General features: G+C 54.4%; 24 protein-coding genes, 1 tRNA gene and 1 pseudogene. 7 read left to right on the top strand and 19 right to left on the bottom strand.

Annotated features, from left to right (window positions below; genetic code table 11):
- Both BM114_RS09040 and BM114_RS09035 read left to right on the top strand, forming a co-directional pair.
- A complete protein-coding gene (locus BM114_RS09040; protein ID WP_092112646.1) occupies positions 1 to 702 on the top strand; it encodes a CDP-alcohol phosphatidyltransferase family protein in 702 nt (233 codons plus the stop codon).
- Positions 703 to 963, top strand: a complete 261-nt coding sequence (locus tag BM114_RS09035) for a DUF4834 family protein (protein ID WP_092112643.1) — start codon at positions 703 to 705, stop codon at positions 961 to 963.
- Positions 964 to 1,162: 199 nt separating this feature from the next.
- On the opposite strand, the gene pyrH is transcribed toward BM114_RS09035, so the two are convergent.
- Genes pyrH through BM114_RS09020 form a run of 3 tightly spaced genes read right to left on the bottom strand, consistent with a single transcriptional unit; the run spans position 1,163 to position 2,998 of the window.
- Positions 1,163 to 1,873 (bottom strand): UMP kinase, encoded by a 711-nt coding sequence (gene pyrH, locus BM114_RS09030; protein WP_092112641.1) that lies wholly within the window; start codon positions 1,871 to 1,873, stop codon positions 1,163 to 1,165.
- Between the two features lie 8 nt (positions 1,874 to 1,881).
- Positions 1,882 to 2,613 (bottom strand): biotin--[acetyl-CoA-carboxylase] ligase, encoded by a 732-nt coding sequence (locus BM114_RS09025; RefSeq protein ID WP_092112639.1) that lies wholly within the window; start codon positions 2,611 to 2,613, stop codon positions 1,882 to 1,884.
- A 10-nt stretch (positions 2,614 to 2,623) separates the two neighbouring features.
- On the bottom strand, positions 2,624 to 2,998 hold the full coding sequence (locus BM114_RS09020; RefSeq protein WP_092112637.1) for a YraN family protein: 375 nt from the start codon (positions 2,996 to 2,998) through the stop codon (positions 2,624 to 2,626).
- An 89-nt stretch (positions 2,999 to 3,087) separates the two neighbouring features.
- Here BM114_RS09020 and BM114_RS09015 point away from each other — a divergent pair, with 89 nt between their 5' ends.
- A complete protein-coding gene (locus BM114_RS09015; protein ID WP_092112635.1) occupies positions 3,088 to 3,543 on the top strand; it encodes a nucleoside deaminase in 456 nt (151 codons plus the stop codon).
- Positions 3,544 to 4,063: 520 nt separating this feature from the next.
- Here BM114_RS09015 and BM114_RS09010 read toward each other — a convergent pair.
- Together BM114_RS09010 and rsmI are read right to left on the bottom strand one after the other, a co-directional pair.
- Positions 4,064 to 4,912 carry a Cbp1 family collagen-binding glycoprotein adhesin gene (locus BM114_RS09010; RefSeq protein ID WP_092112632.1) on the bottom strand — a complete coding sequence of 283 codons (849 nt, stop codon included), beginning with the start codon at positions 4,910 to 4,912 and terminating at the stop codon, positions 4,064 to 4,066.
- Positions 4,913 to 4,916: 4 nt separating this feature from the next.
- Complete coding sequence (gene rsmI, locus BM114_RS09005; protein ID WP_092112629.1) at positions 4,917 to 5,615, bottom strand: 16S rRNA (cytidine(1402)-2'-O)-methyltransferase; 699 nt, start codon at positions 5,613 to 5,615, stop codon at positions 4,917 to 4,919.
- 93 nt (positions 5,616 to 5,708) lie between these two features.
- Between rsmI and BM114_RS09000 the strand changes: the two genes are divergently transcribed.
- The 4 genes from BM114_RS09000 (at position 5,709) to BM114_RS08985 (ending at position 8,917) form a co-directional block, all read left to right on the top strand.
- Positions 5,709 to 6,326 carry a thymidine kinase gene (locus BM114_RS09000; RefSeq protein WP_092112627.1) on the top strand — a complete coding sequence of 206 codons (618 nt, stop codon included), beginning with the start codon at positions 5,709 to 5,711 and terminating at the stop codon, positions 6,324 to 6,326.
- The gene (locus BM114_RS08995; protein WP_092112625.1) at positions 6,298 to 7,410 is read left to right on the top strand and encodes an AI-2E family transporter; all 1,113 of its coding nucleotides are present in this window, start codon (positions 6,298 to 6,300) and stop codon (positions 7,408 to 7,410) included. The genes BM114_RS09000 and BM114_RS08995 overlap by 29 nt, the downstream gene beginning before the upstream one ends.
- A 61-nt stretch (positions 7,411 to 7,471) precedes the next feature.
- A tRNA-Lys gene (locus tag BM114_RS08990) sits at positions 7,472 to 7,544 on the top strand.
- 149 nt (positions 7,545 to 7,693) lie between these two features.
- Positions 7,694 to 8,917, top strand: a complete 1,224-nt coding sequence (locus BM114_RS08985) for a phage integrase SAM-like domain-containing protein (RefSeq protein WP_092112623.1) — start codon at positions 7,694 to 7,696, stop codon at positions 8,915 to 8,917.
- A 22-nt stretch (positions 8,918 to 8,939) separates the two neighbouring features.
- On the opposite strand, the gene BM114_RS08980 is transcribed toward BM114_RS08985, so the two are convergent.
- The 14 genes and pseudogenes from BM114_RS08980 to BM114_RS14380 form a co-directional block, all read right to left on the bottom strand.
- On the bottom strand, positions 8,940 to 9,161 hold the full coding sequence (locus BM114_RS08980) for a helix-turn-helix domain-containing protein (RefSeq protein WP_092112621.1): 222 nt from the start codon (positions 9,159 to 9,161) through the stop codon (positions 8,940 to 8,942).
- Positions 9,158 to 9,376: a hypothetical protein gene (locus BM114_RS08975; protein ID WP_092112619.1), complete on the bottom strand. Its 219-nt coding sequence runs from the start codon at positions 9,374 to 9,376 to the stop codon at positions 9,158 to 9,160. The genes BM114_RS08980 and BM114_RS08975 overlap by 4 nt, the downstream gene beginning before the upstream one ends.
- Before the next feature lie 38 nt (positions 9,377 to 9,414).
- The gene (locus tag BM114_RS08970; RefSeq protein ID WP_092112617.1) at positions 9,415 to 9,702 is read right to left on the bottom strand and encodes a hypothetical protein; all 288 of its coding nucleotides are present in this window, start codon (positions 9,700 to 9,702) and stop codon (positions 9,415 to 9,417) included.
- A gap of 28 nt (positions 9,703 to 9,730) precedes the next feature.
- Positions 9,731 to 10,090 carry a hypothetical protein gene (locus tag BM114_RS08965; protein WP_143089295.1) on the bottom strand — a complete coding sequence of 120 codons (360 nt, stop codon included), beginning with the start codon at positions 10,088 to 10,090 and terminating at the stop codon, positions 9,731 to 9,733.
- Positions 10,091 to 10,336: 246 nt separating this feature from the next.
- A complete protein-coding gene (locus BM114_RS08960) occupies positions 10,337 to 10,837 on the bottom strand; it encodes a DUF6808 domain-containing protein (protein WP_092112613.1) in 501 nt (166 codons plus the stop codon).
- A gap of 85 nt (positions 10,838 to 10,922) precedes the next feature.
- A complete protein-coding gene (locus BM114_RS08955) occupies positions 10,923 to 11,357 on the bottom strand; it encodes a DUF5675 family protein (RefSeq protein ID WP_092112611.1) in 435 nt (144 codons plus the stop codon).
- Positions 11,341 to 11,601 (bottom strand): hypothetical protein, encoded by a 261-nt coding sequence (locus BM114_RS08950; RefSeq protein WP_092112609.1) that lies wholly within the window; start codon positions 11,599 to 11,601, stop codon positions 11,341 to 11,343. Before BM114_RS08950 ends, BM114_RS08955 begins: the two co-directional genes overlap by 17 nt.
- Before the next feature lie 6 nt (positions 11,602 to 11,607).
- Complete coding sequence (locus tag BM114_RS08945; RefSeq protein WP_092112607.1) at positions 11,608 to 12,111, bottom strand: phage holin family protein; 504 nt, start codon at positions 12,109 to 12,111, stop codon at positions 11,608 to 11,610.
- A 17-nt stretch (positions 12,112 to 12,128) separates the two neighbouring features.
- Positions 12,129 to 12,422 (bottom strand): hypothetical protein, encoded by a 294-nt coding sequence (locus BM114_RS08940; protein WP_092112605.1) that lies wholly within the window; start codon positions 12,420 to 12,422, stop codon positions 12,129 to 12,131.
- A gap of 35 nt (positions 12,423 to 12,457) precedes the next feature.
- The gene (locus tag BM114_RS08935; RefSeq protein ID WP_092112603.1) at positions 12,458 to 13,234 is read right to left on the bottom strand and encodes a hypothetical protein; all 777 of its coding nucleotides are present in this window, start codon (positions 13,232 to 13,234) and stop codon (positions 12,458 to 12,460) included.
- An 11-nt stretch (positions 13,235 to 13,245) separates the two neighbouring features.
- Complete coding sequence (locus BM114_RS08930; RefSeq protein ID WP_092112601.1) at positions 13,246 to 13,743, bottom strand: hypothetical protein; 498 nt, start codon at positions 13,741 to 13,743, stop codon at positions 13,246 to 13,248.
- A 20-nt stretch (positions 13,744 to 13,763) separates the two neighbouring features.
- Entirely contained in the window at positions 13,764 to 14,504 is a 741-nt protein-coding gene (locus tag BM114_RS08925; protein WP_092112599.1) for a leucine-rich repeat domain-containing protein, read from the bottom strand.
- Positions 14,501 to 15,016: a hypothetical protein gene (locus tag BM114_RS08920; protein ID WP_092112597.1), complete on the bottom strand. Its 516-nt coding sequence runs from the start codon at positions 15,014 to 15,016 to the stop codon at positions 14,501 to 14,503. Before BM114_RS08920 ends, BM114_RS08925 begins: the two co-directional genes overlap by 4 nt.
- 52 nt (positions 15,017 to 15,068) lie before the next feature.
- Positions 15,069 to 18,722 (bottom strand): annotated as a pseudogene (locus BM114_RS14380) (hypothetical protein); the annotation flags it as partial.

Below are 18,722 nucleotides of genomic sequence, written 5' to 3'. Positions count from 1 at the left end.
ATGAAGAAGCATATTCCCAACATGATTACCTGCTGCAACCTCATCTCGGGTTGCATAGCCACCTATTACGCCTTTCTGGGACTTCCCCTGATGGTTTTGCTGTGGATAGTCGTTGGCGCGATATTCGACTTCTTCGACGGGATGACCGCCCGACTGCTCCATGTATCGTCGCCCATCGGGAAAGAACTGGATTCCCTGGCCGACGACATCACCTTCGGTTTTGCCCCCTCGGCATTGATATTCTATGAGCTTCAGGTCATCGACTATCCCTCGTTCCTGGAATCCTTGCGGGGCGTCTTGCCTTATTCCGCCTTCGTGATGGCGGCCTTCTCGGCCCTCCGTCTGGCCAAGTTCAATCTCGACGAGCGTCAGGCCCTGGGTTTCATCGGCCTGCCCACCCCGGCAAACGCCCTCTTCTGGACCTCGTTGATAGCGGGCGGCGGACAGTTCATCGTCTCTTTCGGGTGGGCAATGCCCTGCATCCTGTTGATGGCGGGGCTGTCGAGCTGGCTGCTCGTAAGCGAGATTCCCATGTTCGCCCTCAAGTTCAAGCATTGGGGATGGAAGGGCAACGAGGTCAAGTATGTATTCCTGCTCAGTTGCATTCCCCTGCTCCTGATATTCAGAATTTCGGCCTTTGCCGTCATCATAGCATGGTATGTGGTTCTTTCCATTTATGTAAACTTTAAGAATAAACGCTAAATGATATTGCTTCGCATTCTGTTTCTATTTTTCCTGGCCTGTTTCATAGCGGCCCTCTACATAGGCTACAGCTTCTATAAGCGCATTCATCAGACCACGAAGACTTTTCGTGATCAGATGGAGCAGCAGCAGAGGCGGCAGCAAGGCCATACCTATGGCAACCAGGAAGGCGTGGTGGACCAGCGTGAACCGCAGAAAGCCAACCAGAAGATTATCCCCAAGGACGAGGGCGAATATGTAGATTTCGAGGAAGAGAAGTAGCTTTTCGCACTTCTCGGAATGACAAGAAAGAGGGCGGCCTGCAGCAGGTCGCCCTATCGTTTGCCGTTTGTCCTTGGAACCATAGCCGTAGTCCATTCGACAAAATCGCCGAAATCATGGGGCAAAATCGCCGATTTTGTCAGACAATCTCGCCGATTTTGTCAGCCGGAAAGCCGTTGGAAGGGATTGGGGGCGATGCTCAGTTGTGCACCAGCGTGCCGATGTCCTCGCCGTCCATCACCCTTTTCAGGTTGCCCACGATGTCCATGTTGAAGACATAGATGGGCAGGTCGTTCTCCTGGCACATGCAGATGGCGGTGAGGTCCATCACCTTCAGACCCCGCTCGAGCACCTCCTTGTAGGTGATTTCGGTGAACTTCCGGGCTGTGGGGTCTTTCTCCGGGTCGGCCGTGTAGACACCGTCTACGCGGGTGCCCTTGAGCATCACATCGGCCTCTATCTCTATGCCGCGGAGCGAGGAGCCCGTGTCGGTGGTGAAATAGGGGCTTCCCGTTCCGGCCGAGAAGATGCAGACGCAGCCCTGTTCCATGGCCTCGATGGCCTTCCACTTGCTGTAGAACTCGCCGATAGGCTCCATGCGGATGGCGGTGAGCACCTTGGTCTTCACGCCGACGGCACCGAGTGCGGAGCTCAGGGCCAGTGAGTTGATGACCGTGGCGCACATGCCCATCTGGTCGCCCTTCACGCGGTCGAAGCCTTTCTGGCTTCCGCTGAGCCCGCGGAAGATGTTGCCGCCGCCGATCACGATGCCTATCTGTACGCCCATGTCGTGTATTTCCTTGATCTGGCGGGCGTAGTCGGCCAGCCGCTCGGGGTCGATGCCGAAGCTCTGTCGGCCCATCAGGCTCTCGCCTGAGAGCTTGAGGAGAATTCTCTTGAATCTTGCCATAGTCTTTCTTATATAATAAATTCTACTTCCTTGAACGCATAGCTGCGCATGCGGCACTGCCTGTCGCGCAGGATGAGATGGCCGTCGTCCTCCACTTCCACGATGGCTCCCTCGAACTCTCCCTGCCCGTCGCGGAAGCGGTGGAAGCCGCGGGCGCGGTAGAGGGCGGCATGATAGAGGGCAGCGATGTCCTGAAACCGGTTGTCGTGGAGCATGTCGAGGTATTTCTCGATGGCGTCGAGTATCTCGTCGAGCAGCTCGTCGAGGTCGGTCTCGCGACCTGTAATCTGGCAGAGCGATACGGGATTGGGGGCATTGCCGCGGAATTCGCGCTGGTTGATGTTGATGCCCGTGCCGTAGATGCACCGCTTCACGCCCTCTCTCCCTATGCGGGTCTCAATGATGGTGCCGCTTATCTTGCGGTCGTTCCAGTAGATGTCGTTCGGCCATTTCAGCGTGAAGCCGTCGGCATAGCGGTCGAGCACCTCCTTGACAGCGAGTGCCTCGGCCTCTGAGAGCAGGAACTGCCGCTGTGCGGGCACATGCCTGGGGTGCACCATGACGGAGAAGAGCAGGTTCTTGCCCGGCTCGCTCTCCCAGGTGTTGGTGCCGTTGCCGCGCCCGGCGGTCTGGTAGTCGGCCCTTACTACGGTCATCTCCTCGCCCTCGGGCGGCTCGTAGTCGTGCAGGCGGCTGCTGGTGGAGTCGGTTTCCCTCAGATGTATAATCTTCCGTTTCATCTACCTTATATTATAATAGCAGCGGGTTGAAGGCGTTCTCGGTATGCTCGATGCGGGCGCCGGCCTCTTCCGTCCCCACGATGGTCAGGATGTCGAAGCGTATCTCGTAGTCGAGGGCGAACTCCTTGATATAGGCGTTGGCCGCGATTCCGAGGTTGCGTATCTTCTTTGGGTCGACGGCGGCCTCGGGTTCGGCGAACTTGTCGTTCTGCCGCGTCTTCACTTCCACGAACACGAGCAGGTTCTGCTGCTCGCTGACGGCGACGATGTCGAGGTCGCGCTTCCCGAATTTCCAGTCGTAGTCGCGGATGTAATAGCCCTTGTCTGTCAGGTAACGCTCGGCAAGCTGCTCGCCCCATTTTCCCAGTTCGTTGTGCCTTGCCATTGTCCGAATGCTGATTTCTTCCTGCAAAAATAGCATTTTTCGGCCATACATCCAATTATTTATCGTATTTTTGCAAGAAAATAGGAAATATGACGAGTGCGGACGAGCAATTGAAAAAAGACGAGTTTTACATGCGCAAGGCGTTGCAGGAGGCCGAGGCGGCAAGGCGAGAGGGCGAAGTTCCCATCGGTGCGGTGGTCGTGGCGGGGGAGAGGATCATCTCGCGGGCGCACAACCTCACGGAGACCCTCCGCGATGTAACGGCTCATGCAGAGATGCAGGCCATCACGGCAGCCGCCGACATGCTGGGCGGGAAATATCTGCAGCAGTGCACCCTGTATGTAACGGTGGAGCCGTGCGTGATGTGCGCCGGTGCCATCGGATGGGCGCAGATAGGCCGGATAGTGTATGGAGCGCCCGACGAGAAGCGGGGCTACCAGACTTTTGCCCCCTGTGCGCTGCACCCCAAGGCGGCGGTTACGAGGGGAATCCTTGAGGATGAGTGCCGCCGCATCGTGCAGGACTTCTTCCGGGAGAAGCGGTAGCGCATACCGTAGGTCTCAAAAGCCTGTTCTTAGGGGTCGGCAGGCCAATGGCGAGGATGGGTAAATATGGCAGGCAAGGGCAAATTCACTCTACCCGTCTGTTGGATTTTCCGACGGCGTTATCCTGCCTTTCTCCTTCCTGCATGAACGGATTGGGGAGCATCCTGCCCTTCCTCTGCAGGGGAGGGCTGTGGGGTGGTTTTCCTTTTAGCCGTTAAAAGGAAAGCTTTTAGCCGTCTTTTACTCGCCTTTTAGCCGTTAGAAGGCGAGCTTTTAGCCACCTTTTACCTGGCGGCCTCCTGGCCACCCTCCCGTAGAGGGGAAAGAGAGGGCTTCTTGTTCCTCTGCCTTGCGCTCAGTTCTTTCTATTTCGAATAGCAAAGCTTGCTGCTCAGCCCGCGCCTTTTCCCTGTTTTGTGCCATGAAAAGCCCCGCTGGCTCCTCAAGAGAACCGGGAACAAGAAGAAAGGGCTGTCGCTTTCGTGCGGCAGCCCCTTTGGTATGCTTGGATGTTCAGGCCTTACTTGACGAGGACTACGAGATACTTGCTCGTTGACCAGAATATCTGCGGGTTGTTAATGCGCAGGACATACTGGTTGTTGGCGTCGCGGCTGAGCGTGTAGCTGCTTGACGGGTGCATGGTGAGCACCCGGGCCGACTTGGAGTAGAGCTTGATTTCCTTGTCTACGCGGATGTCTACCTTGGTGAAGTAGTTCCGGTTGAAGTTGGACTCCAGCACCTTGCCACTGACGAGGATGTGCTGGTCTTTCAGTTCCTTCTTCGTACCGAAGACGAACCACGCGGTGTTGAGCTGCTTGTCCTGATCGCTGATGGTCTGGCTCTTCTGCTCCGACTCGGTTTTCAGGTTGGAGACATTGGTGTTGAGGTTGTTCACCGTCTCGTCCAGTTCGGCGATGTGTATGTCCTTGGAGTCGAGCTCGGTGCGCAGTTGCTGGAGCTGCTGGTTCTTCTCGTCGAGCTGCTGCGTGAGGTTCTCAATGGTCTTCTTCAGCTCTCCGCCGTTGAAGCGGCTGTCGCGCAGTTGCTGCTGCAGTTTCTTGATGAGCTCGCGGTTGCGCTGCATGGTGTTGGAGATGAACTGGATGTTCTCCTTGATCTGCTGCTTCTTGTTGCTGCCCTCACCGTCCTTGACGATGCTCACCCGGTTCTCGGCCTCGTTAATCTGGCGGAATCCTTCGGTGATTTCGTTCAGGGTGCCCATCATGTCGTTAATCTCATTGTCTCTCTGGGCAATGACCTGCTGGAGAGAGTCATTTGCCGAATAGTCGATGGAAGAGCTGGCCTTCTTCTGTGTACAGCCTGTGAGCACAAGCGCCGTCAGGCAAACGAAATAGATAACTTTTTTCATTGGATTATTCCTTTTTAGGTTTGTTGTCTTTATAGTTCTTTCCCGCAAGGACGATGACGATTTCACCTCGTGGAGGCGTCTCCGTGAAGTGGCGGATAGCTTCCTCCAGCGTGCCACGGACATGTTCTTCGTGCATCTTCGATATCTCGCGGGCCACACTCACCCGACGGTCGCCGCCGAAATACTCGGCAAACTGCTGCAAAGTCTTGAGCAACCTGTATGGTGATTCATAGAATACCATCGTGCGCGGCTCGTCCCTGAGCGACTCCAGATGAGTCTGCCGTCCCTTTTTCTGGGGCAGGAAACCCTCGAAGCAGAATCTGTCGCAAGGCAGACCCGACGATACGATGGCGGGAATACATGCTGTGGCACCTGGCAGGGTCTGAACCGTGATGCCCTCTCTTGCAGCCTCTCGGGCAAGGAGGAATCCCGGATCACTGATGCCAGGTGTGCCGGCATCACTGATGAGGGCAATGGTCTGGCCGGCCTTCAATCGCTCTACGATACCGGCCGTGGTGCCATGCTCATTGAACTTATGGTGCGACAAGAGGTGATTCTGAATGTCGAAATGCTTGAGCAAGATGCCCGATGTGCGGGTGTCTTCGGCCAAGACGAGGTCGGCTTCTTTCAGGATGCGGATGGCGCGGAGCGTCATGTCCTCCATATTTCCTACCGGGGTAGGTATAATATATAATGTCCCCATATTCGATACAAATATAGTTATTTAATCTTCATAAACAAAAAAAGCGGTCATTTCTTTGCAATTTTTAAAACGCTTTTGTAAATTTGTACCGTAATGATGGAAAATCTCATCGGGGAAACACACCGCCCCGGCAGGATAGAAGTGGTGTGCGGATCGATGTTTTCCGGCAAGACGGAGGAATTGATCCGACGCATGAAGCGGGCGAAGTTCGCCCGGCAGCGTGTTGAGATATTCAAGCCTTCGATTGACAAGCGGTATTCCGACGAGGATGTGGTCAGCCATGACAAGAATGTCATCCCCAGTACGCCGGTCGACTCGTCGGCAACGATTTTGCTGCTTTCTTCAGATATAGAGGTGGTGGGCATCGACGAGGCGCAGTTCCTGGACGACGGCCTCGTGGATGTTTGTAACCAGTTGGCCAATAGGGGGGTGCGCGTAATCGTCGCAGGCCTTGACATGGACTTTAAAGGCATTCCCTTCGGGCCGATGCCGGCATTGTGCGCCATTGCCGACGAGGTTACCAAGGTACATGCCATCTGCGTCCGCTGTGGTGCCCTGGCCTATGCAAGCCATCGTCTGGTGAAGAACGATAAGCAAGTGATGCTTGGCGAGAAGGCGGAGTATGAGCCGCTGTGCCGTGAGTGTTATCAGAAAGCTATAGAGAAAGAAAAATGTGAGGAAGATGGAGGAACCGCGGAAAATAACGCTTGACAAGCTCGTCAGATGGGTGGGAGTCATCCTTCTGATCTGTATCATACTTTATTTCGTGAACTATCTGAGTGCGGTGCTGCTTCCGTTCTTCATCGCATGGCTTTTCGCCTATCTGCTCTATCCGGTAGTGAAATTCGTGGAGAACAAGATGCATGTCAGGGTTCGTGCGCTGTCCATTCTCATCACGATGGTATTTGTCATAGCGGTCGTCGGACTGCTGGTCTACTTCATTGTGCCCCCGATGATCGAGCAGTTTCAGAAACTTGGGCAGCTGATTTCGCAATGGGTGCATAACACCACGCACACCAATGACATCTCCGCGTATATCTCGGACTGGATAGAGGAACATCAGAAAGAAATAGAGGAGTTTTTCAAGAGCAAGGACTTCGCGGACGCCGTGAAGACGACCATGCCCAAGCTCTTTGACTTCCTCGGACAGACGGCAAGCATTGTCATCAGCGTCGTGGCGTCCATGATCACCCTGCTCTACATGTTCTTCATTCTTCTGGACTACGAAGAGCTTACCGACAACTGGATTCGCATCTTCCCAAAGAAGACCCGTCCGTTCTGGTCAGGACTGATGAAGGATGTGGAGCACGAGCTGAACAACTATATCCGAGGGCAGGGCATGGTGGCTTTCTGTATGGGCGTGATGTTCTGCATCGGCTTTACCATCATGGATTTCCCGATGGCGATAGGCCTGGGAATCATGATTGGAATCATGGACCTCGTGCCCTATCTGCACACTTTCGCACTGATTCCGACGGCTTTTCTCGCCATGCTCAAGTCTGCCGAGACCGGCCAGAACTTCTGGCTGGTGTTCGGACTGGCAGTGGGGCTGTTCGTTGTCGTGCAGATTATCACCGATATGATTGTTACTCCGAAGATTATGGGGAAGGCAATGGGACTGAACCCCGCTATACTCCTGCTCTCGCTCTCCGTCTGGGGATCATTGTTAGGCTTCATTGGACTGATTATCGCCCTGCCTCTCACCACCTTGATTATCGCCTATTGGCAGCGGTATGTTACCAAGGAGCAGGAGAAGCCTCCAATCAAACAAAAAGAGCAAAAAACAGCAGAATAATTTGGCCGTTTGGAAAAAACATACTACCTTTGCATTCGCTTTCGCAAGAAAGATGGGGATTGACTCGCTAGCTCAGCAGGTAGAGCATCACACTTTTAATGTGGGGGTCATGGGTTCGAGCCCCATGCGGGTCACTAAGAGGAAAGAACGCACAATGGCGATGTATGCGTAATTTCTTAAGTCCCAACAAATAATATATCAGTTAAAAAAAAGAGATTATTTTCTCAAATTTGACGCAAAGTGCGTATCTTTTGAGTATCTTTTAATTTTAACTTATATAAAAATGGCTACACTTTCATTAACTGTTTTTAAGGCGAAACAACTTTCAGACGGAAGGCATAAAATCAGAATTGCCGTAAGGCATCACCATGAAACTTGTTATATCATCACGCCATATATAATAGATGATATATCTCAGTTTAAAAATGGGCAAGTAGTAAAAAGGCATGATGCAAACATAATGAATATGCAATTGCGTACACTACTTAACAAGTATCAAAGTATTGTTAATGAAATCTACAATGTTGGCGACCTTTCGGCAAAAGACCTGAAGAATTCTATTCTTGCATATCGTCAGAAAGACGACAATGTAACGATAGGAAAAATATGCGAAGACTATGTAAAAGAACTGATAGAAGACAAAAGAACTGGATATGCAAGCCTTATAGAACATTGCGGAAAAACCTTTTTAGAGTTCTCCAAGGGGGATATTCCTGCAAAGACAATAACTCCTATAACAATAAGTAGCTTTGAACGATTTTTACGGAACAAGAAAAAGTATAACCAGACAACAATAGGGATGTATCTAACTCGTTTACGGGTACTGACAAATTTAGGAATGAAGCGATATTTCGTAAAACAAGAAATACCACCTTTTCAAGACTACAAGATTCCACAACCGTTAGAGCGACAACTTGATATTTCAATAGGACAATTTAGACTCTTAAAGGAATACATTCCAACGACTAAAGCAGAAGCAATAGCAAAGGATCTATGGCTTTTAAGCTTTTACCTTGGCGGTGTAAACTTAATTGACCTTCTTAACATAGATTTTTCGAACGAAAAAGAAATCGAATATACAAGAACGAAAACTAAAAACACGAAACGAGGGGATAAACGAATCTGCTTGGCTGTGCCAATAGAAGCAAGAAAAATAGCAGACAAGTATATCGAACCTGATGGGAAATTGAGATTTGGTTATAATTTCACATATAAAAATTTCAATAGATACATAGCACGGACGATTAATAAAATTGGGAAAAACATAGGCATTAAACGACTATGCTACTATTCTGCTCGTAAATCTTTTGTTCAATACGGATTTGAGCTTGGTATACCGATAGAAATCCTTGAATACACGATAGGGCAATCAATGAAACAGAATAGACCTATATATAATTATATACGAATAATGAAAAAACATGCCGATGAAGCAGTTTCAAAAGTAATTGACTATGCTTTGTATGGAGACCGCCAGCGCGGAACATCCCGAGTTTCTCGGGAATGACATCAAAAAAGCGGGGAAGTAATCACTCCCCCGCCTCTACGAAGTCAACCGTGCACCCGAGGGCCCGTGCTATCGTCTCGAGCGTGTCGAGCCCGACGGAGTACCGCCCCAGCTCAATCCTCGAGATGTTCCCTTGTTTTATGCCAGTCAGGCCGGCCAGCTGCGTCTGGCTTATTTTTCGTGCCGCCCTAATCTCGGCTATGCGGAGACCTATGCGCCGCCTTGTCTCGTCCCTGTCTGTCATATCAAGTCTTTATGGTTTTCGTACATGTACTCGCCTATCTCCCTCATCACCCGTGCAACCGCCATGTAGTCTGATACGGGCTCGTCGTTGAGCCCGGTTATCTTCTGGCTCTCGTTAAAGCGACCCTGCTCGAACCGCACCACGACGGCGTTCTGGGTGTCCGTGAGCACCCACCAGCCCGGGCGGGTGCTGCGCTGTAGAATAAACCTATCCATCTTAGTGCCCGTCGTGCCGGTAGCGCAGCGTTGATATGTTACTCGTTTATCCAATAGTTGTCAGAGGTCTCCACATCCTCGAAGACGGTGTCGTCCTCTGTGTCTGCCAATGCAATGTAGAGATTAGTAAGGTTATGCCTGCACTCGTCGTCGGACGGGTCGTAGTCAAGATCTGATACCTTCGTGTTTCTTGTAGCTTTCAGCTCTTTGTCAAAAGCCGCCTTCGCTTCTTTCAAGTTGTCGAATTCTGCCGTTTCTTTGTCAAGGCTCTGTAGATATGAGCCGTAGCATTCTGTCGTCTGCCAGCCTAATACATACTTTTTCATAATCTTCTGTTTTTATGATTGTTTCTAATTATTTATACAAATTCTGTTTCTTCAGCATGTAGGCCATGCCCGGTGTCATGATGTCTTCGAAGTCGGCGAACGAAGCCTTGGCGATTGCGTATGCGCCCTGGTTCACGGCACCCAGCTTCCAGTTGCAGGAAGCGCAGCGACCCCAATGGTCGGCCTTTCTATAGACGATGCCGTTCTTCTCGTCAACGAGATATTCAGACCCGCTGCCCTTGGGGCTGACGGTATGCTCGAAACCGCGGCTCATCAGGTCGTGCCAGACCTCGTCCAAATCCTCGTGGCTCATCGTGCAGCACTCGTGAACAACTGCGAATGTAACCTTGGTTGCAAGAAAGTAGTTTGCTGAATTGATGGTTCTCATGTCTCTGTGCCGCTTATAGGTTGCCGCCCTGTTCTAAATTGGTTATTGTTTTATTTTCTATTGCAAAGATAATAATAATTTTTGAATATATCAAATTTGATATAAATTATTTTCTGTTTTTAACTAAGTTTTAACACTTCGGCGTTGATTTTAAGGTTTGTTTATAGAAAATCCCGCCTATCCATCACGGACGGGCGGGAAACCAAACTAAAAATAAAAAAAAAATAAAACTAACCTAACTATGAATCAAAAGTACCAGCATCCGCCGATGCCGATGAATATGTCGGGCTTGCCGTTAACGAGGCCGTACCCCACGCCGCCCGTCAGTCCCCAAGAGAGCCGCCGCCTGCGCTCCACGGTCTTCGTTACGGTAATCGTGCTCCTGTATATCTGTATGCTGTCGAGCCTCGGGCGGTATCCGCTCACCCAAGCCTTATAGCCGCTGTCTGCGAAGACTTCCTGCGTAATCGGGATGCTTACCCGTACGCTGTCCGAAAGGCTGTCCTGCGGCGTTTCTGACCCCTCTGCGGCGGTTTTTCCTCCATGGATGTACACGGGTGCCGCCCTAAGCCATGCGGTGTCGTGCCTGACGACCCTCCGCTCCACGGGGACGGGCGAGGCGTAGCGCACGGTGTCCCGCAGCGTGTCCCGGGTGATGCCCGCGGGCTCACGGTGCCTGTACTGGCATACATTGAGGGCTATGGAGCCCGCAAGCAGCACTATCAGCAGTAAAAGTATCTTCTTCATACACATAAAATTAGCGGCAGCCCCAACAAATAATGTCAAAGAACGCCTTTGTTATTATTTCAAACCGTGAATATCCGTCACGGGTTCATCTTGTTATCGTTATCCAGACCCTCTCCCTGCGGTTCAGCGCACGCTGGATGAGGTCGATGAGCCTGTCCGTCCAGTAGCGGGAGTTGACGACCCCGCCCACGACCTTGTTAAGCCCCGGCAGGATGCATCCCGCGGAATCCGCGGCGGTGTTGCCCGGATGGATGCGCACGCCCTCGTAGCAGGGCACGTTGAGCAGTATCGGCAGCTTCCTGCGGAACCTCGGGGACAAGGTGATGAGCACCTCGTACTCGCCGTAGGGTATCGCCGTCTCGCCGGCCACCTTGCGCTTGCGTATCTCGGAGAGCGGCATGGAGGCGTCGAGCCCCCTGTCCCTGTCCTCCACGCAGTCGCAGAGGTATGTCCCGTTCACGGAGAGCCTGCCTATCGTGTAGGCATCCCTTTTCCACTTCCTATCAATTCTTATCCTCATTCTTATTATCCTCCCTTGTCAGCTTTGCGACCGCCGCCATCCCCGCGGGTATGCCTACGAGGTAGGGGAACGCCGTCTCCCACCATCCGGGGACGGAAGCCCCGCTTGCGGCGAGCGTACCCTGTATGGCTACGGCGACCGTGGCGATGCCCGTGCCGGCCTTTATGATGTTGCCGAAAAACTTCGGGGTCTTAGCCCTCCAGCGTGCCGCGACCAGCCGCCATAATGTCTTTATCCTGTCCATAAGAAACTATTTCCTGCTGTTCCACTTCTTCTCCTCACGCCTGCGGATAATCTCTATCCTGTCCTCCTTGACGATGTTCTCGGCCTCGTCCTTGTCCAGCCCGAGGCGGCGTATGGCGAACATCTTCACGAAGGTCTTCAGCGACAGGTCTATCCCGTATGGCTTGAGGATGTTGCCGATAACCGACAATCCCTCTATGCCGCAGATGAACAGGCACGACCACTTGGCAATCGCGGTGCCGCCGTTCGCGGACACATCCACGAAGCACACGGCACACACGAACGCGAAGTAGGTAACGAGCTTCCCCATGGTGCTCCTGAACGCCGTGCTGATGGAGATGTGCACATGCAGCTTCAGCGACTTGCGCAAGCCCGCCACGAAGTCCGCGCCCACCACGAGCGTGATGGCTATTATCCACGGTATCATCAGGCGGAGACTCTGGTCTATCAGCAGCCACATCAGCGAGGACACCACGGTGCTCGCACCCTGTATCGTACTCTGGTCTCTCATCCGCAGTCAAAAATTAATCACATGCCCAGCGCGAACAGGAACGCCACGGCCGCGCCTACAAGGTCTGCGAGCAAGTCCTTGGCATCGAACCTCCCGTAGCGAAAGAAATCGACCACCTCCTTGGCCACGCCGCAGCAGGTCGCCGCCACGAAGCCGATGAAGCCGCATGCGGCGTTGGCAAACAGTTCCGTCTCCCCGCCGTAGCTCCACAGCGACTTGGACACCAACGCCACTACGGCGGCGATTACCAGACACGCCACGATGTGATACCAGTGGCTCATGTCTCCGAAAAACTCCTTAATCTTCTTCATTTTTACAAAATATTTAAGTTAAAACTAAAAATCAGTTACGCTTCCTCCACGAACTTCTGCGCCACGAGGATGGCAAGGTCGTACATGCAGTTCGGCAGGTCTCTCAGGCACTTGTAGACGATGCCCGCCTGCTTATAGTATTTTTCTGTTACCAACCCCATGCCTGCCCGGAACTCTATCGGGCTGTCCTTGGAGCTCCCCGCCTCCGCGGTTTCCGCCGTGCCGCCCGTCTCCGGGTCGTACACCTGCGCATAGCGGGGTATGTCCTTGAGGTTCCACACGCAGTTGGCAAGTCCCTCGACGCACTTGTACAGCACGCCGTCCTGTGTGTAGATAAGGCCCTCCTTGAGCTCCATGCCGACCTGAAAGCTGATGGGGTTCTCAATCGTGCCCTTGGTCGGGTCGGTATCTCCGATCTCCGCATAGAGGGCTGCCGTGTACACGGACGGCTGGTGCTGGAGCTCCGGGGTGTGGTCTTGCAGAACCTTGTAGAGCCGGCCATTGAACCACAGCCTCTCGCCGGCCTTGACCTCCATGCCGACCCTGCTTGACCAGCTCGGGAACAGGGCGGGCTTGGCCGCCGCCTCCTCGTCGGAGAGCTCCGTAACCTTGTCGGCGAGCAGTTCCTTCAGCTGGTTAATCACCTCGCCCGTGTCGGGTTCGGCCCGTACGGGTACCTCGGGCTCGTACTCCTCTTTTTCGTAACCCATCTGGACGAGCATGTCTTCCGTGGGGTTGACTATCACCATGCCGTCCACCTTGATGTAGCGGCCGTTGTAAATCTCGTTGTCTTTGTTTCTGAATCGTATCATATCATGTTTTGTTAGAATTTCAATTTCTTAAACTCGACATTCGGAGAGGCACCGAAATTATCTTTCTCCTCGAAGCTCTCGATATTCTCTTCCGATGCCCAGACGCACAGCAGATTCGGACACTTTGGCCTGAATTGATAACTATTGTGTATAAATACTGTACCTTCATACAGGAATATTATTTTTTGTAAATGGGTAGCCCAGAAAGTGAAGGCGTTGAATCTATGCAGCTGCCTTGGGAATGAGACCAGATGAATATTAATCGTAGTGTAGGAATTCTGTTCCCTGATATAGCTTCCACCAATGCTCTGTATGGCAGTATTCAGCTTCACGCGCCCCAGCCCGTTCTCATAGGTGTTGCTGACGACTTCAAGCCCCGGCTGCGAGCCGTATCCCCCTGTAGGTAATACCTGCTCGCAGACCTTCCCGTCCGTGGAGACATACCATATCTCATCGTCCGGCTGCCGCGAGAAGTCTATGCCTTCTATCATCCTGAGTGTCTTCATCATTATTTGTCTCCTATTGTTCCTCATGCCGCCCTCCTTTCTCCGAGGATGACGACACGGGCTTTTTTGTAAATATTATTTACCCCCCCTACATACTCGCTCACGGGACGCACCTCGGTTCCGAACCAAAGTATGTTCGGCGCGGCCCGGTATGCCTCCAATGCCATGTCCGGGACATAGACAGGTTGTTTCTGACGAAGGGCATAGCCCCCATTGGTAATAGCCGGAGGGACAAGCCCCCTGAACACGAAAGTAAGGTTGCTGTTGTTACCCAGGGCGTTGGTATTGATTGATTTGACAGTAGTCGGGATCTTTATGACGACGCCCGCGGTTTTATCAAAAGCTCCCAGCAGGGAGAAGTTTCCTATTGAGGTTATACCTTCGAGAAAAACGACGCGCTTGAGTTTGTTAATGTACAGATAGGTCATAGCCCTTTCGCATAAGTTGAAGGCGCTCCCGAAAGTAATCTCCTCCAGGCTGGAGAACTTGAAGAAAGGATTCCAGACGACTTTCGTCAGCCCCGTGAAATACCGGAACTCATGGAACCTCACGATGTTCGGAGCCTCCGGATGACTCCGGAAGTTGCTTTCGGTAAGGGTCCTCACCCCAGCCATGTCTCGCGGCGTAACCTCGCCGTCCCCGTCGGAATCGCACAGGCCGACGCACAGGGCCTTGGCATGCTCGTCCTCGAACCGTATCGGGGTGTCCATCCATATCCTGCGGGCGGCATTCTCCGCCATCAGCCTTCTTCTGATGTTCCTCATAATGCCCAGCTGTATATCATTCCGTAATACTTCTTCGAAACCGCATCATAGCGGATGGAGAACTCGTAGTGCGTGTTGGCCACGATGCTCATGTCGGCCTCGCCCCAGTTGACATCGGCGGGGAAGGTGATGGTGGGCGCGGTCGCCCCCGTGTCGAATCCTCCCTCGTAGTCGTTGGTGTTAGCCGTGTCCGTCGGGGCCTGCAGGGTGAGCGTGTACGCCCCGCCCGTCTCGGGGATGGAGAAGCGGTAGAACTTGTTCGGGAGCAGGTTGACCGTCGTCGATGACACCTGCACCACCGGCTTCTTCACCGCGTCGAGGTTCTTGTTGAACTCCGTGCTCTTCTCCTGCAGGAATGTATTCACGGGTTTCTTGCACTCGTTCACGAACTCCTCCGCCCCTGCCACTACTATTCGCTCGCCCTGCACGAACGGCAGGGTAACGCCCGATATGCTGTCCGCCACCGGGAGCTCGGAGGGGTTCTTGATTTCCAGTTCTGATACTTTTGCCATATCTCTTTGTTTTTTTGATTATATTTTATTCATGCTTGATGTTCAGTCTGATTTACGGGCGGATGGCAATGAGCGGAACGGTCATCTGCTCCGTGTAGTCCCCGCCGTTGAGACTCAGCAGGTACCTGTCCTGCCCCGCCCCGTAGTAGTCTTTCAGCAGGCTGACTTTCAGCCTCTCCGCCGCCTTACCCTCCTCGTTCGGGTAGTTGTAGACGATGGCCGTGGAGTGCAGGTGTCCTGACGGGTCGGAGGTGTCCCACACGCCGATGTAGGCTCCCTGCCCGTCCTCCGGAAGCCTGTTGCCAGTCGGCTTGTTGTCTCCGTCCACCGCAGGGCTGTCGTACATACCGTTGTACACGCCGCCGTACTGGTACAGCCTGCCTCCCTGCCCGTCGAGGGTATAGGCCTCGGTGTACAGCCATGATGTATGCCTGAGCGTGCCGTACTGGGTGGTCTGCAAATCACTCCACAGCTCGACGGCGGTAAGCACCGTGCCGGGCGGTATGGGACCGAGGCGGTTGGATTCCTCCATGCTGTAGGGAGTCGCGTGGCCGATGATTTGCTGCATGCCCATGCGGCCGAGGTTGTATAATGGCGTTACTCCGTCTTTGTCGTAGATGATGAAGTATACTTCACCCCCTGGGCCTACTCCCTGGGACATGAACATCTTCCCGGTCGTGTCGTAGTATGCGACGGAGTTGCCCACGAAGCGGATGTTCGGCCTCTCGGTCGAGAACAGGTGTATGCCGACGGCCTCGAGCCCGGTCTTCAGGTCGGTTATCGACAGGGAGAGATTCGTGATGCTCATCTTCAGCTCCGTCAGGAACGCCTCCGCGTCCTCGGGTGCGGGCTGCCAGTCTACGAGCATGTTCCCAGAGGTGAGCATGGGCTCGGCTATCTGCATGCCTCCGTTGCGGATGTTAAAGAAGTTCACCTCTATTTCGTAGACGCCCTGCGGGACGGTGAAGGTCTTGTGGAACCTCTGCCATACCCTGAGCTCGGACGGCCTGATGCTCTCCGTGGCGAGTATGGTACGGCCGCCCTGCGTGTCGGCGGCGTAGGAAACCTCGATTACGGCATCCTTGTCAAAGCTGGCGGGGTCGCCGTGCGACCATACTGATGCGGTGTACTTCTTTCCGGGCTCCACCTCCGCACGGAAGTATGCGCCCTTGTACATGTCCCCGGTCATGCCCGTGAGCGAGCAGTCGACGCTGTTGTGTCCGCCGTGCTTGACGCTTGGCCAGATAGGAGCACCACCCCGGAGCTCGAACCAGTCGGGGTGCTCACGCTCGAACGCCGTCCCCTTGAGCAGGTTCCGCCCTCCGCCGGCCATGCCCTGCACACGGGCGGAAATCTCGCCGACCTGCCCGTTGATGTCGAGGGCGGCCACGGCCGAGAAGGTAACGGGCACCGTCCTGCGGTCGAGGACATTGCCGTCCTTGTTGAGGAGCTCAACTATGATGTAGTCGGGGTGCGGGACATGCGTATAGTCCTCCAGCACATAGGATGCCGACGGGGTGTCGCCGTAGCCCATCACGGTGTCGGCGGGCGTGCCCGTGTCGCCGCGGTAGCGTACCTTCATGCCGCTTGCGGACGCATCTTCCATCTTGGTAGTTGCTCCCCTTACATGCTCTATCTGGTAGGACAGGTTCACGGTGAGATTTCCGCTGCCGTCCACCTGCGCCTTCTCCGTCCCGGCACGGAGCCTGTATATCTCTGCGGACTGACCGTCCGTGCCCTTGACCTCGCTCCACGAGTATGCGGATGCCTCCATGGGCGGATAGGGTCTGTCCCATGCCGCCACGCCGAGCCATGCGCCGGTGGTGAGCCCGAACTGCTGGTCCTCGGGGGCGGGAGTGTATTCCGTGGCGGTGTCGCCTATCTCTATCTTGATGTCTTTAATAACAAGTCGCACTCCTGATGCAAGTGGTTCACCCTCCCTTTTCGACAGACTGATGTTAGTATGACTTATCTCGGTAAGGACATGTCCCGAGAGGTCAATAGTCCTCGAATAGCGCATGCCGGGAATTGTGTCCGCATTTTTAAACTGAGCGTTCTTGTTAAAATTACTCCATACTCCCGTGCCGTCTGCGAATTTAAAATACAGGTCTACCATATAGTGAGAGACGGACGGGTCGTTGAGGTTCTCGCCCTCGACATACGCACTCAGGGTTACCTTCTGCCCGCTTACAGCGTTCACGACTCCCTCGGGAAGAGCGAAAGAGTATTGATTCGGGATACCGTTAAACTCGCAGGCGCGCTTCCCGATGTACAGGTTGCGCCCGTTTCCGTACTCCCCGGTCTCCGCCCAAGGCTTCGCCGCCGTGAAGGTCTGCCCCCCGTCGTCGGAGTAGCGGAAAAAAGTATAGGAGCTGACGGCGTTGCCCTGCTCTCCCTTGTCGCCTTTCTCGCCCCTGCCGACCTGCTTGTGCCATACCGCCGAGCCGTCCTGCGGCCTGTCGGCCACCGTGGCACCCGCAGGCCTCGTGCAAAGCCATATCGAGCCGTCGCAGTCCACCTGCGAGTAGTAGGGGTACGGCCGTGCCGTCCACGCCCCCATGTAGCAGGGTACGCGGTGTTCCTCGGGCGTGCCGTCCGGGGCTTCGGAGACGATGGTGAGGCGGTTGACTTCCAGCTCCACCGTGTCGCCGATGTGCTGCCTGCGCTTGCCCTCGTAGGTAAAGCCGTCGATGCCCCTGTACTTGCTGATGCCGTCGTCCGCGTCGATGACCAGCAGCCCCTGCCTGCCCTTGTCCACCTGGTTACCCTCCTGCGCGATGTCATCGCCCGTCATGGGGGCGTCGTTGTCCGCGGAGGGGTCGTAGCCCTGCAATACCTGCGCTGCCGCCGTCGTCTCTATCCACAAATCGCCGTTGTAGTCGAGGTCGGCACTGTAGTACCTCCCGTCCGCCGTGCGGTAGATGTCGTCCTGCTCCGGCACGAGTACCGTGTACTCCGTGTCCGTGGTATAGGTGATGACCTCGGGCTGCGTGCCCGCCCCGTCCTCATGGGCATAGAGGTACACATCCCCCGCCTTCGGGACGAGATTGTATCTTGCTGTTATCCCGTCCCAGTCCGGCATATCGTCTTCTTTGCCATAGAAAGCCAAGGCTTCTCCCTTGATTATCATAGGCATCTCCACCACGGGGCTCTCCTCGTTGGACAGGTCTACATAGTGGTACTCCCGGCCGTCCTCCAGCGTCTCCGTGCCCTTGCCCACGACGAGACGCCAGTAGTAGCGGTTCGCCGCATTGTGCGTCGTGCCCTCCGTGAGGTTGCTGGTCTGGCACTTCGCCTGGTCCCCGGCCTTCCAGCAGTTGTCCACCGTACGCTCTCCGTCCGTGCGCAGGAAGTAGCAGCGGTACCATGATGGGGTCTCGTTCTCGGACACCTTGCCCAGCACCGTTACGCTGCCGTCCTGTACGGCTATCGCAGCCCCGCCCACGGCGAACACCATGTCCGCTATGGGCGTGCCGTCCTGCCTGAAGGACTTCACGGCGAATATCGTGTTGCCGGCCTTGCCCAGGGAGAGGTTACCGGAGGTGTAGGTCTTCTTCCTGACCTCGAGCTCGGCGATGCTCATCTGCCTGCGTACCTTGAGGTTGTCGACCTCGAGCGTGCCCGTGCCGTCCTCGCTCTCGTAGAGGGAGTAGCCCAGACCCTCGTCGCCAGCCGTGTAGCGGCTGCTCGTTACGGAGCTTGCCAC

It is taken from the genome of Prevotella sp. KH2C16 (genome assembly GCF_900113305.1).
Lineage (GTDB): Bacteria > Bacteroidota > Bacteroidia > Bacteroidales > Bacteroidaceae > Prevotella.
Note: the sequence above shows the minus strand (reverse complement) of the source record. Positions and strands in the feature narration are given on the sequence as shown.